Source organism: Mesorhizobium sp. M1406, assembly GCF_040317555.1.
Lineage (GTDB): Bacteria > Pseudomonadota > Alphaproteobacteria > Rhizobiales > Rhizobiaceae > Mesorhizobium.
This window is the reverse complement of sequence record NZ_JAMYKW010000029.1, coordinates 1-12,222: the sequence shown is the minus strand read 5'-3', so window position 1 is coordinate 12,222 and position 12,222 is coordinate 1. Positions and strand designations below refer to the sequence as shown.

Annotated in this window: 11 protein-coding genes; 7 read left to right on the top strand and 4 right to left on the bottom strand. The window is 62.2% G+C overall.

The window, feature by feature from the left end; translation table 11 throughout:
• The first annotated feature begins 63 nt into the window (after positions 1–63).
• The 3 genes from NKH03_RS21855 to NKH03_RS21845 are packed head-to-tail and all read left to right on the top strand — an operon-like array spanning position 64 to position 2,345.
• Positions 64–537: a CYTH domain-containing protein gene (locus tag NKH03_RS21855; protein WP_352970483.1), complete on the top strand. Its 474-nt coding sequence runs from the start codon at positions 64–66 to the stop codon at positions 535–537.
• Positions 534–1,466, top strand: a complete 933-nt coding sequence (locus tag NKH03_RS21850; RefSeq protein WP_352970481.1) for a CHAD domain-containing protein — start codon at positions 534–536, stop codon at positions 1,464–1,466. Before NKH03_RS21855 ends, NKH03_RS21850 begins: the two co-directional genes overlap by 4 nt.
• A gap of 51 nt (positions 1,467–1,517) precedes the next feature.
• A complete protein-coding gene (locus tag NKH03_RS21845) occupies positions 1,518–2,345 on the top strand; it encodes a YiiX/YebB-like N1pC/P60 family cysteine hydrolase (RefSeq protein ID WP_352872416.1) in 828 nt (275 codons plus the stop codon).
• A 66-nt stretch (positions 2,346–2,411) separates the two neighbouring features.
• On the opposite strand, the gene NKH03_RS21840 is transcribed toward NKH03_RS21845, so the two are convergent.
• Entirely contained in the window at positions 2,412–3,788 is a 1,377-nt protein-coding gene (locus tag NKH03_RS21840; protein WP_352970479.1) for an adenylate/guanylate cyclase domain-containing protein, read from the bottom strand.
• 118 nt (positions 3,789–3,906) lie between these two features.
• Positions 3,907–4,707: a helix-turn-helix domain-containing protein gene (locus NKH03_RS21835; RefSeq protein ID WP_352970477.1), complete on the bottom strand. Its 801-nt coding sequence runs from the start codon at positions 4,705–4,707 to the stop codon at positions 3,907–3,909.
• 113 nt (positions 4,708–4,820) lie between these two features.
• Here NKH03_RS21835 and NKH03_RS21830 point away from each other — a divergent pair, with 113 nt between their 5' ends.
• Positions 4,821–5,681: an SMP-30/gluconolactonase/LRE family protein gene (locus tag NKH03_RS21830; RefSeq protein WP_352970474.1), complete on the top strand. Its 861-nt coding sequence runs from the start codon at positions 4,821–4,823 to the stop codon at positions 5,679–5,681.
• Between the two features lie 64 nt (positions 5,682–5,745).
• On the opposite strand, the gene NKH03_RS21825 is transcribed toward NKH03_RS21830, so the two are convergent.
• On the bottom strand, positions 5,746–6,669 hold the full coding sequence (locus tag NKH03_RS21825) for an AraC family transcriptional regulator (protein WP_352970472.1): 924 nt from the start codon (positions 6,667–6,669) through the stop codon (positions 5,746–5,748).
• Positions 6,670–7,414: 745 nt separating this feature from the next.
• Here NKH03_RS21825 and NKH03_RS21820 point away from each other — a divergent pair.
• The 3 genes from NKH03_RS21820 to NKH03_RS21810 all read left to right on the top strand — a co-directional run bounded on the left by NKH03_RS21820 (position 7,415) and on the right by NKH03_RS21810 (position 10,934).
• The gene (locus NKH03_RS21820; RefSeq protein ID WP_352970470.1) at positions 7,415–8,401 is read left to right on the top strand and encodes a methyltransferase; all 987 of its coding nucleotides are present in this window, start codon (positions 7,415–7,417) and stop codon (positions 8,399–8,401) included.
• A gap of 21 nt (positions 8,402–8,422) precedes the next feature.
• Positions 8,423–8,980 (top strand): c-type cytochrome, encoded by a 558-nt coding sequence (locus NKH03_RS21815; protein WP_352970468.1) that lies wholly within the window; start codon positions 8,423–8,425, stop codon positions 8,978–8,980.
• A 217-nt stretch (positions 8,981–9,197) separates the two neighbouring features.
• Entirely contained in the window at positions 9,198–10,934 is a 1,737-nt protein-coding gene (locus NKH03_RS21810) for an adenylate/guanylate cyclase domain-containing protein (RefSeq protein ID WP_352970466.1), read from the top strand.
• A 205-nt stretch (positions 10,935–11,139) separates the two neighbouring features.
• Here NKH03_RS21810 and NKH03_RS21805 read toward each other — a convergent pair whose 3' ends face one another.
• Positions 11,140–11,817 (bottom strand): redoxin family protein, encoded by a 678-nt coding sequence (locus NKH03_RS21805; RefSeq protein ID WP_352872431.1) that lies wholly within the window; start codon positions 11,815–11,817, stop codon positions 11,140–11,142.
• Between the last annotated feature and the right edge of the window lie 405 nt (positions 11,818–12,222).

Sequence of the window (12,222 nt, the reverse complement as noted above, 5' to 3'; positions counted from 1 at the left end):
CGTGAGCGCCGACTGTATACATTGTCTTGCCATGAACGGCGGCAACCGCTTTAGTGCGCGGCCATGGGCAAGGAAATCGAACGCAAATTCCTGGTTTCCGGCACCGCATGGCTAGAACTGGCCGAGGCGGATATCCGCATCCTGCAGTTCTATCTCGCCGCCGGCCCCGCGCGCACGGTGCGCGTGCGCATCAGTGACGGCACTTCCGCCAGGCTGACGCTCAAATTCGGCGGCAAGGCGCGCGAGCGCGACGAGTTCGAATATTCGATCCCCCTGTCGGAGGCGATGGAGATGCTGGACTTCGCCCTCGGACGTGTCATCGAGAAGACACGTCACCATGTTAGGCACCGCGGCTATCTCTATGAAGTCGATGTCTTTGGCGGGCCGCTTGCGGGACTTGTGGTCGCCGAACTCGAGACGCCGGAGGACGTGCCGGACGAAATGCTGCCTGACTGGCTCGGCCGTGAAGTGACCGGCGAGCAGAAATTCTACAACGCGTCGCTCGCCCTCGGGGGGATACCGGAGATCGCCGCATGAGCTTTCGCATCGATCCGCGTCTGCCGCTGACCGGCGAGGTCAGGCGTATCCTTGCCGAGGAAATCGGCAAGGCTCTGCATCATCTTGACGCCGCGCGTAGCAGGCCGGAGCAGGCGCTGCACAAATGCCGCAAGCGGCTGAAGAGCGCGCGTGCCTTGCTGCGCCTTGTTCGTTCCGGAGACGAAACATTCTGCGAGACAGAGAACCAGTGCTACCGCAATGTGGCGGGGCTGCTTGCCGGCCCGCGCGAAGCGACGGCGCTGATCGAGACCATCGACCGGCTGGCGGCAAGCTTTCCCAAGGAGAGCGCCGACGATGGGCTGACCGCTGCGCGCGACAGGCTGATCGCCCACCAGCATGAATTGCACGAAGGCAGCGGACTCGAAGCGGCGATCGGCGCGGCGACCGCCGCTTGCGAGGAAGGCCTCAAGCGGATCGAAAGCCTCGTCTTGCCCGACCAGCCGGAACAGGCCGCGGACGTGCTTGCCGAAGGCGCACGTGCCACGCTGCGTCGCGCCAGAAAGGCGCTGGACAAGGCCGGATCGCGCGGCGAAGCCAATGATTTCCACGATCTGCGCAAGGCGGCCAAGACCCACGGCATGCATCTGTCGCTGCTCGGCAGGCTGTGGCCGACACCGATCAAGGTCCGGCGCAAGGCGGTCGACGAACTGGGCGAGCGGCTGGGCGACCTGCACGATGTGTTCGTCATGCGCGACCTGCTCGAGGCCGACGGGCGTCCGCTCGGACCGCACGAGGACACCAAGCTTCTAGGCAAGCTTTTGAAGCGGTCGGAGAAGCAGCTGAAGAAGAGCTGTCTGGCCGAGGCGGCCGAACTGTTCGGCGACAGTCCCAAACGCTCGACGCGCAAACTGGCGCGCAAGGCGCGCGACGATCTGGCTTCGCCGCCGGAAGACGCGACGGTCAGCTGACCGACATGCGGCTGGCGCCCGGCTGCCCGCCTATGCTAATCGCCATAGGATATGACCGAGCCCGGCAACACGCTTCTGGATCGACTTGGCCGCTGGCTCGCCGGCCGGCTGCAGGAAGAATCTTCCGGCTACGAACCCTACACGCCATCCGATGCCGAGACGCTGCGCCGCACGCTTGAGCCCGGCGACATCCTGCTGATCGAGGGCAACCAGAAGATCTCGGCGGCGATCAAATACCTGACTCAGTCGACCTGGTCGCATGCGGCCTTCTATGTCGGCGACGCGCTGGCCGAACCGGAGGACGGAACGGAGAGGCGGCGGCTGATCGAGGTCACGCTCGGCGAAGGCTGCGTGGCGGTGCCCCTGTCGCGCTATCGCACCTACAACACCCGCATCTGCCGGGCGAGCGGGCTGACACCGGAGGACCGCGACAAGGTCGTCGCCTTCATGGTCAGCAAGCTCGGCCTTAAATACGACCTCAAGAACATTTTCGACATGCTGCGGTTCTTCTTCCCGACGCCACCGGTGCCGGTGCGCTGGCGCCGCCGCATGCTGGCCTTCGGCTCCGGCGACCCGACGCGGGCGATCTGCTCGACGCTGATCGCCGAGGCCTATGGCCAGATCCGCTATCCGATCCTGCCCGAGATCACCCGTGCGCCCGGGCGCGCTTCGGCGCAGTCGAATTATTCGCGCAAGGAAATCCTGCACATCCGCCACCACTCACTGTACACGCCGCGCGATTTCGACCTGTCGCCCTATTTCCGCATCGTCAAGCCGACGCTGGAATATGGTTTCGACTACCGGCAGATGGTCTGGGACGACAAGGCAAGCACAGACGCCGCAGCCGCAAAGGCTGGCGCAATCGCCTCAGACACCTGATGGCCGCCTATGGCGCGGCCTACCGCTATCCAGCCGAGGTGCAGGCGTTTCACATGGCGGCCTATATCACGCCGAAACCGCAATAGCACCCTGGTTTTCGGCTCTGTGTTCGACCCAGACATGGACCGGTTCGTCCCGGCCGCGGATGCTCACCGGTCCATGATCGCGCGCATTCAACAGTGTCGTGGGCGATTCCGCCTTCGCGGCCTCAATCAGTCGTGACCCAAAGCAAATATTCGCCTGAAGCTCACGGCAGAGCGACTGCAAACGGCTGGCGACGTTGACGGTGTCGCCCACCACCGCGAAGGACAAATTGCGCTCGCTGCCGACCGCGCCGATGACCACTGCGCCATATTGTGCACCGATCCGAACGTCCAGCGGCGGGTATCCCCTGGACACCCGCTGGACATTCCAGTCTTCGAGAGCGGCGACCATCGCTTCAGCACACTGGATGGCCCGAGTCGCGTCGTCATGGCTGGCTTGCGGAACCCCGAATGTCGCCATGATGCAATCGCCGATATAGTTATCGACGGTGCCATTGTGGTCGAAAACGACCTGTTCCATGCGACGGTGGAACTGACGCAGAAGTTCGAACACTGCTTCGGCCGGATGATCCTCGGAATAGTGTGTGAAGCCGACGATGTCGGCGAACAGCACCGCGATATCCTGCCGGCGGACCGGGCCGAAGGGCTCGTCATCGGTGGCGAGCTGGTCGACGACATTGGGCGAAAAATGCCGGGCGAGATTGGCGCGGGCGCGCTCTGCCTTGACATAGTCTTCCGACAGATGTCGGGAACGATAGACGACCAGCGCGATGATCGCGCCGATAATCAGCACAACCAACACGTTGGTCGCCTGCGCAAATGTATCGACGAAATTGGGGTTGAGATAGAGGTTCAGTCGCTCTGTCACCGGCAGCGAATAGAGGTTCGTCGCCGGAATGACGGTTCCCGGATGAGAAATCACCCATCCCACCCCGATCGCCCATGTCAAGGCCGCGAGCGCGCCGAGATAGAGCGCCAATCGTGTCGAAAGGGTCAGCGCGCCAAGGCATACGAAAATCAGCAGGAATTTGAAGCTGCCTTCGCGCAGTTGCATCGCGGCCGGTGCGACCTCCAGGGAAAACGGGTTGGGCGTTACCAGCAGAACGGTCAACAGAGTGATGTCCAGCGTACCGACGAGGTAACCGATCCACCATCGCGCCGTGCGACGGCGCGCAAAGAGAAACTGGATCAGGCCGACGAGCTGGAACAGCACGAGGCCCGCCAGCACGAAGAGCAGCGAAGCATCCCAGCGGCTGATCAATGAAAAGAAGCAGGAGATCACAGCGAGCGATGCCGTACGGGCCCAGAACTGCAATGCAGCACCCTGGCGTTCTGCGCGCGCCCGCAAATTTTTCAGGCGCGAATAGCGGCGAAGTTCAAGTGTTGGCGCGGTCGGCATAGGATCACTTCGATTTCACGGGGACGTGTCACGCATTCGGCAAACCCGCCCTCTTCAGTCTGGCAAATCAGTGCGCGAACTCTATCATGAATGTGATTTCATTTTTGAACCGCGGCTGTCAGGCCGGTAACGGGCGGCGTCCCTTTGCGGGAGCGGCGGGCCGATCGAACGCGCCGGCATCGCGCGGGTGCGGGCCGATCGGCATGATCGCGGGAAATGGCGTTGCACCGAAGGCAAACGTCCATTTGTAGCCAACCAGCCCATCCTCCGGCGTGGTATGCTGATCGTGATGGGCCAGCAATTTGGCGCGGTCGGCGAGGTCCTGGGCCTCGCGCCGCACCATTTCCGCCGTCTCCGGCCGCATCCGCCTCGAGAAGCTGACGAAGGTCGCTTCGTTCTCGATATGGGTGATGGCCCAGCCGATGAAATTCTTGTTGGTCATCTCGAACAGCGGCCGCAGCGGCCCTTCGAAATTCCACTGGATCGGCGTCTCGACCAGCAATCTCGCCGACAGACCCCGTCCGAGCGCGATCAGGCCAAGTTCCTCCAGATCGCGCAGATAGAGGAACATCGAGGCTTCGCTCAGGCCTTGCGAGCGCATGATGCCCTCGGGCGTGAACTTCTCCGACAGCATGACGAAGATGAACAGCAGTGCCGGCCGGCCGGCGAGCCTGCACTCGATCTCCGGCGCGATGTGGTTGACCGGACCCGGCCCCCTGTTCATCGAGCCGAGCACGTTTTCGAGTTCCACCCCGGCGGCGGCGCAGATCTCCATCAGCCGGTCGAGCTTGCAGTTGCGCTCGTGGAAGATGCGCTTCACCGTCGGCTCGGAAACGCCCATGCGTTCTGCAAGCTCGCGATAGGTGACGCCCTTCGCCTTCAGCGTCCGCTTCAACGCCTCGAAAATCAGACCGTTCATGGGACGCACCTCTTGTCGGGAATTTCGTATCGATTTTCGATACTAGTGGTAATATGGCTTTCGGGAAAGTATCGAAAATCATAGCTCTCCGTTGTCATCGCAGGAGACCAGCTATGAAAACCTTCGTCACCTCAGCCTTTCTCGCCGTCATTGGCATCGCCGCAGTGCCTGCCGCCCAGGCCGGCGAACTCTGGCGCGCCACCGGTCTCGAACAGCCGGAATCGGCCCTGTTCGATGCCGCCAACAACCGCATCATCGTCTCCAATATCGTCGGCAATCCCGGTGAGGCCGACGGCAACGGTTATCTCAGCGTTCTGTCCTTGGACGGCAAGACGGTCACCCAACACTGGACCGACGGCATGGATGCACCCAAGGGTATGACAATATCGGGCGGCAAGCTCTATGTCGCCGACATCACCAAGGTTCGCGTTGTCGATCTCGCCAGCGGCAAGCTCGTCGCCAGCATCGCGGTGCCGAATGCGGTCTTCCTGAACGACATGACATCGGACTCGTCGGGCAAGGTCTATGTCACCGACATGCTGGCCGACACGATCTATCGCATCGACGGCGACCGGCCGGAACTGTTCGTCAAGGACGCGCTGCTGGCTTCGCCCAACGGCGTCTTCGCCGATGGTATCAGGCTGATCGTCGCCTCCTGGGGCAAGGGCATCAAGCCCGACTTCAGCACGGCGGAGCCGGGCGGGCTGCTGTCGGTCGACATCGCCAGCAAGGTGGTTTCGCCCTTGCCGGACGCGCAGAAATTCGCCGACCTAGATGGTGTCGTCGCTATTGGCGACACCATCTACGCCACCGCCTACATGACCGGCACGCTCTACCGCTGTCATCCCGGCGCCGCGCCGGAAGCGGTGGCGCATTTCAAGCCGGGCAGCGCCGACATCGGCACCGACGGCAAGTCGATCCTCTATGTGCCGCTGATGAACGAGGGCGAGGTTGCGGCGCTGAAGCTCGACTGAGAGCCATGATCGGCGCCTCGTGGCCGATCTCCTCGACGTTCGCCAACAGCCGCGAGTGCAGAGGTCAAAGATTCCCAATCCCGACGCGCTCGACCAGGGATCGGCCATGAACGCAGCGGCCAAACTGGCGTGGGGTCAGTCCGGTTACCTCTCGGAAGCGGGCGGAAAAGTGGCTTTGGCTGCCAAAGCCGCAGGCATGTGCCACGTCGGACAACGGAGTCTTGCCTGCTGCAAGAAGCCGCTTGGCACGCTCGGTGCGTTTCCGCAACACGTAGCGATAGGGGCCAAGGCCAGTCGAGCGTTTGAAGGCACGGGCGAAGTGATAGGGGCTCAGACCGGCCACGACAGCCAGGTCCCCAATCGTCAGGTCCTGCTCCAGATTGGCTTCGACATACTCCTGCACCCGCCGCAGAACGACTGGCGCCAGACCGCCGCGGATGAAGAGCGCTCTCGGCGGGCGTTCGCTGCAGCGGGCCGCGAGATAGGTGGTCAGCATTTCGCCGGCCTGAGTTATGGCGATGCGGTCAGCCGGCTCCTCCCACGACAGCGGCAGCACCATGGAGCGGATAATGTTTTCGAGCGACGGATCGCGTTGGAGGCCCGCTTCGCGCAGGCTTATCAGGCTGGGGTCGGCATCGAGCGTCTCCACCACTCGCGACTCAAACACCGGCGTCGGGATGTAGAAGTGGAGCAGCCGGCCTTTCCCGGCAGCCTCCCATGCGGTCGGTGCGCCCGCCGGCACAACCCAGAGGCTGCTTTCGCCATGGATTGGGTCGTAGCTGCGTCCGCGCAGCCGGCGAAAGCCCGCACCACCGGCGACCCAAAAACTGAGCGTATGGTGATTGGCCGGGTTGTAGCGGTAATGCCCGTGTCCCTCCCGCTCCCAGAGCGCAGCTGCCAAGCCCTCCCCGAAGCGTGTCGAGGCCCGCAAAGGAACACCCGACTGCTGCAGATGATTGAAGGTGGTGTAGTCCTGCAATCGTAACATGGCACAGTTCAGGTAAGCGAAATCTCTGCCGAAGCAAGACCGCCGCCCATTCCGCAGCAAGATCAGAACAAAACCCGGAGCTTTTGGGCTGACGGCGCCGCGGTGCCTGCGCTATGTGTCGCCCTGCGGTGGGCTTCGCAGAGCGAGGCAAGAACATGCGATTGCTTGACGACGCAATTGCTGTGCATGGTGGCGAAGCTGAACATCGCCGACGAACTGGCCGGTGGGCTGCATACCCCCAAGGAACTCGCGCGGATGGCTGGAAATGGGAGGCTGAAATGCCTCGAGCGGAAACTCGCGTCGATCACTCGTCGAGTGTGCGACTACTTGGAGTTGTGTTGAAGGCTACAGACGTGGCTCCCAAAGCTTGGCTGTTGGCCGTCTCCAGACGTCGGGCAATCGCGGATTTGCCCCCCGAGCGGCTGAGGGACATCGGTCATGCCGAGGCCCCAGCGGCAGTGCTTGAAGTCAAGCCAGGTTTAGTCACGAACTTGATGTCGATGAGGTAGGGGCGGTCCGGACCTGCGGCAGTGTTCGGAACCCGCACTGCCAAGAATACAGCGCGGCTTGAAGCCGCGAATTAACCGTCAACACTGAGGAATGCGCCATGTTGAACCATCTCCAGCGCGCTGCTGCGCGCACGACAACGCTTGCCCGCCAGCCCGGTTCGATCTCGGACGGGACAAGGCTGCGCTCGGTCGACCAGCCGATTGCCACGCAGGAACTTCCTTCCGCCGTCCCGCTAATGGCACTTTCGACGGGCTTCTGGGCTTTCAAGGCCCTGGCTGCAGCACACGAGCTGGACCTCTTCAGCCGCCTCGCGGGCGGCCCAGGCACGACTGCTGGCGAGCTAGCGCAAGCGCTCGGTCTGCATCCACGCCCGGCCGAGATGCTGTTGACCGGCTGCGCAGCACTCGGGCTTCTGGAGAAAGCGGACGGCCGCTATCGCAATACGCCTTTAAGCGAAGCCTATCTCGTGCGCGGGAAGCCGTATTACTTCGGTGGCTTCGTGCAGATGGCCGACAAGCGGCTCTACGCGGGCTGGGGCAAACTTACCGAAGCGCTGCGCACGAACCGGCCAACCACATGGGACACGACAGTGCAGTCCTCGGCATTCGACGGCGAGGATCCGACGATGCTGGCAACCTTCTGGGAGGCGATGCATTCGCTCTCCACGATGACCGCGAGTATGCTTGGGGAGGCCGTGGATCTCAGCCGTTTCCGCCGTCTTCTCGACATCGGCGGCGGATCGGGCGCGTACGACATTGAGCTTTGCAAGCAATATGGAGCGCTGCGCGCGACCGTGTTTGATCTGCCGCATGTGGCCGCGATCGCCGCGGGAAAGATTGCCGAGGCCGGCTTGACCGACCGGATCGAGACCATAGGCGGCAGCTTCTTCGAGCAGCTTCCCGGGGATCACGACGTGCATCTCCTGTCGATGATCCTGCACGATTGGGACGAGGCGAAGGACCGTGCCCTGCTGCGCCGATCCTTCGAGGCTTTGCCGAGCGGCGGCGCGGTCATCATCAGCGAGCTTCTCGTCAATGACGAAAAGACCGGGCCGACGCCGGCCGCGCTAATGAGCCTCAACATGCTGATCGAGACGGAAGGGCGAAACTATACGCCGGCCGAGTATTCGGCGTGGCTCGAGGAAGTCGGATTCAGGCAAATCGAGACGGTCTGGTTCGACGCACCCGCCGCGAACGGCGCCGTGATCGGCCGCAAGCCCTAGAGCCACGGGACGGAGGAAAGCATGAGCATTCGCGACTTCGGATCTGCCGCGGCGCGCGTGGCGTCGCAGACGGCCAGGCGGGTGTTGCCCGCAGCATTCACGGCGCTGGTGGCGGCGATCGGATCGTCGCCTGCCGGCGCGGCCGACCGCGAGCTGGTCGAACGGGGGAAATACCTGGTGACCATCGGGAACTGCACCGATTGCCACACGCCGGGACATTTCCTCGGCAAGCCGGACATGACGCGTCACCTCGGAGGCTCCGAGGTCGGCTTCGAGATCCCGGGGCTCGGGGTTTTCTACGGCCCCAACCTCACGCCCGACGCGGCGACGGGTCTCGGGCGCTGGAGTGAGCGTGATATCGTCACGGCAATCCGGACAGGCAAGCGCCCCGATGGACGCACGCTCGCTCCGATCATGCCGTGGGCGGCATTCGCGGAGCTCACCGATACCGACGCCGGGGCGATCGCGGCCTATCTCAAGAGCCTGCCGCCGGTGAGCAACAAGGTCCCTGGACCGTTCGCACCGGGCGAGGCGCCGACTTCGTTCGTGATGAAGATCGTGCCGCCGGCGAAGCAATAGCGCGCATTGCAGGGCGGCGCCCATCCCTTTACGGAGTCGCCCCTGCCAAGAGCAACCCGTCCTCGCGACCGCGTAAAGAAGAAAGTGAATGATCGACCCACGTGGCGCGATCACCCCATGTAGCGGGTTGCCGATCGAGCTTCGAAGTCAGCCTGATAGACTTTTGAAATGGGCGGCATACAATCCATTTTTCTGCTTTCAATGAAAGCAAAGCGAAATGGCCGAAGAACGCGCCCAACGCCGTCTTGCCGCCATATTGGCCGCCGACGTGGTGGGCTACAGCCGACTTCTGGACCTGGACGAGAAAGGAACGTTGACCGCGTTAAAGAGAAGGCGGAAGGAGATCCTGGAACCACTGGTCCGCGACCGTCACGGCCGTGTCGTAAAAGTGATGGGCGATGGCGTCCTAGTCGAGTTCGGAAGCGCAGTGAACGCTGTGTCATGCTCCGTCGAACTCCAGAAGCGGATGATGGCCGCGAACGAGGGTTTGGCGTTCGACCGACAAATCAACCTGCATATCGGCATCAATCTGGGCGATGTCGTTGTCGAGGACGGCGATCTGTTCGGCGATGGCGTTGTTATCGCAGTGCGGCTTCAGGCAATGGCCGGGGCTGGAGATATCTGCGTCTCCGGCAGCGTCTACGACCAAGTCAAGCGAAAGCTTGAATGCGACTTCGACGAACTCGGTCCGCAAGCGATCAAGAACGTTGCCGAACCGGTGTCCGTTTATCGGATTCGGATATCGACCTCATCTGACGGTGGCGGACCGGCGGAGAAAGCGCCGCTGCCGCTCCCCGGCAAGCCCTCCATCGCCGTCCTTCCCTTTACGAACATGAGCAACGATCCGGAGCAGGAGGCTTTTGTCGACGGCCTCACCGAAGACCTGATCACGGATCTGTCGAGGAACAGCGAGTTGTTTGTCATCGCCAGCAACTCGTCTTTTGCATACAAGGGCAGGCACGTGGATGTGCGTCGCATCGCGCGAGAACTGGGAGTGCGCCATCTTCTTGAGGGTAGTGCACGGCGGGCAGCTGGACGGGTGCGTATCAACGCTCAATTGATCGATGCGATCGGGGGCGACCACCTTTGGGCCGAAAGATTCGACCGAAGCCTTGAAGATATCTTCGCCGTTCAGGACGAGGTGACCGGCAAGATTGTCGAGGCTCTGGTGGGCCGTCTGACCGCCGCGCCGGCGCGCAACAGACCGAGCAACCTGGAGGCCTATGATCTATGTGTGCGTGCACGGGCCTTGGGGCTGCAAACGGCGGTCACCGCGAAAGAAGCCATTTTCCTGCTGAACCGGGCAATCGCGCTCGATCCGGAATATGCGGAGGCCCATCGTTGGCTGGCACTCAACCTCTGGCTGGGCTGGGAGTTCTGGGACGAACCGATGGATCCCAATCGCGCAAGTGCGCTTGCCGAAGCACAGCAGGCGGTCGGACTCGACCCGAATGACGCTGGGAACCGATGGGTATTGGGCGTTATATTAGGACATGAGGGTCGCTGGGCGGAATCGGATGCCGAATTCGCCGCCGCCCACAAGCTGGATCCCAACCACGCCGACGCATGGGCGATGCAGGCTGAACTGACGACGGAAAACGGCCGGCCTGCCGAAGCCATAGAGCAGGTGCGCAAGGCGCTGCGACTCAACCCTCACCCGCCCGGTTGGTATTACTGGATGTTGGGCCAGGCTCAGTATGCCATCGGTGACTACGAATCCGCGGTTCAAACGTTGCGGAGACCCGAAACTTATCGCACGACTTCACGACGCCTGCTTGCGGCAAGCCTTGCGCGACTTGGCCATTTGGAGGAGGCGCGCTGGGAGGCGGAAATGTTCCTGATAAGCAATCCGCACTTCACAATCCGGCATTGGTCAGCTTCGCAGCCTTTCCCGGCCGAAGACGTGCGGCGGCATATCGTGGAAGGCTATCGCATGGCGGGGCTGCCAGAATGACTGTCATGGCTATGCCGTCGGGGCCGCAGTGGATAGGCGTCTCGAGGCTGCCGCAGCAGCGAATTTTTGGTCTCTGCTGCCGGAACGAAATTCGTCATATCGAGACTTGAACATGGCCAGTGAAGACTTTCGACACCGGAAAGGACAACGCGAGGATTACGCTCATGGACGCGGCGATCTCTGAACGCCAGAACCCCTTTCCAGATTAGTGTGCGACTTGGAAAGCTGCCGCCATCAATTCTTTGGGATTTGGGGCCCGGCATACATTCTGGCCTTCCTCTTCAGCTTCCGTGAAGGTCCAGCGCACAATGCCTTCCCGATCGAGCAAGAACTCGCCGACAAGCGGCATGTGACCGGCGATCATAATCTGCCGGTCGGCCTCCGTAATTTCGTACCCGTCCTTTTTCTCAAAAAAGTCGCCCGCCGCAGCCGGGTTCATCGGCTCGGGCAACTCCCCCGGCAGATCGATCCGCATTGTCATGACTGCGTCCATTCCGAGCTTGTGCGGCCATTCGGTTTCATTCTCCGTGAGCTCGAGGATGGGTAAACCGAAGGCGCGGTGTGAAGCGCCCTCCGGGTCGGATGCGCTAAGAAGATCGGGTAGCGGATGGTAACGGAAGTAGAGCCGCGCACGTTCGACCGGCGTCTTGACCACTGCAAGACATTCTATGCCTTTCTCCTTCAGGGCCGGATTGAGCTGCGCCATCGCCGCGACATGGCGCCGGCAGAATGGACAGTGCAGGCCTCGAAACAAACCGACCAGTAATGGGCGGCCTCGAAAATCGTCGAGCGCGATCTTGCCGTCGCGCGAGATCGCGTCGAACACAATATTCGGTACCCGGTCGCCCGGCTGCAGCGGCCGGTCGATACGACTCGTGGACATGGACAACCTCCTCGCCCGGATCAGTCAGAAAAGGCAGCACACCCAGCGTTTCGGAGTTGAGCCCGTGCTTGGGCGCATAACTTCCTGCGCCAGGCAAAATAGCTTTCGGCCTCTGCCATTGCAGAGGTCGATTAAGCGTCGCAACACCATCATAGCACGGAAAAATCATCTGCGGGTCGCCCGTTTCTCGCGCTGTCTCGAGCGCCTCTATAGTAGATAGTAGCTAACCGCCGGCACCGGCCTTGCCAAACATGTCGGCCAGCGTGGTCGTTTGGGAAGTCGGCTTTCAGGAAGCGCCAAAGGCACCCTGAATGGCCGCTATTGCTGAAGGGTTTCGGGTGCCGAGAGGCGTACGAAAGCCTCTCATGCAGGAACCCGCGGGCCACAGTTGATGGCTATGGGGAT

Bases quoted from the DNA above. Each gene is read 5' to 3' on its own strand.
- NKH03_RS21855 (WP_352970483.1), top strand. From the start codon at position 64: ATGGGCAAGGAAATCGAACGCAAATTCCTGGTTTCCGGCACCGCATGG.
- NKH03_RS21850 (WP_352970481.1), top strand. From the start codon at position 534: ATGAGCTTTCGCATCGATCCGCGTCTGCCGCTGACCGGCGAGGTCAGG.
- NKH03_RS21845 (WP_352872416.1), top strand. From the start codon at position 1,518: ATGACCGAGCCCGGCAACACGCTTCTGGATCGACTTGGCCGCTGGCTC.
- NKH03_RS21840 (WP_352970479.1), bottom strand. From the start codon at position 3,788: ATGCCGACCGCGCCAACACTTGAACTTCGCCGCTATTCGCGCCTGAAA.
- NKH03_RS21835 (WP_352970477.1), bottom strand. From the start codon at position 4,707: ATGAACGGTCTGATTTTCGAGGCGTTGAAGCGGACGCTGAAGGCGAAG.
- NKH03_RS21830 (WP_352970474.1), top strand. From the start codon at position 4,821: ATGAAAACCTTCGTCACCTCAGCCTTTCTCGCCGTCATTGGCATCGCC.
- NKH03_RS21825 (WP_352970472.1), bottom strand. From the start codon at position 6,669: ATGTTACGATTGCAGGACTACACCACCTTCAATCATCTGCAGCAGTCG.
- NKH03_RS21820 (WP_352970470.1), top strand. From the start codon at position 7,415: ATGGCACTTTCGACGGGCTTCTGGGCTTTCAAGGCCCTGGCTGCAGCA.
- NKH03_RS21815 (WP_352970468.1), top strand. From the start codon at position 8,423: ATGAGCATTCGCGACTTCGGATCTGCCGCGGCGCGCGTGGCGTCGCAG.
- NKH03_RS21810 (WP_352970466.1), top strand. From the start codon at position 9,198: ATGGCCGAAGAACGCGCCCAACGCCGTCTTGCCGCCATATTGGCCGCC.
- NKH03_RS21805 (WP_352872431.1), bottom strand. From the start codon at position 11,817: ATGTCCACGAGTCGTATCGACCGGCCGCTGCAGCCGGGCGACCGGGTA.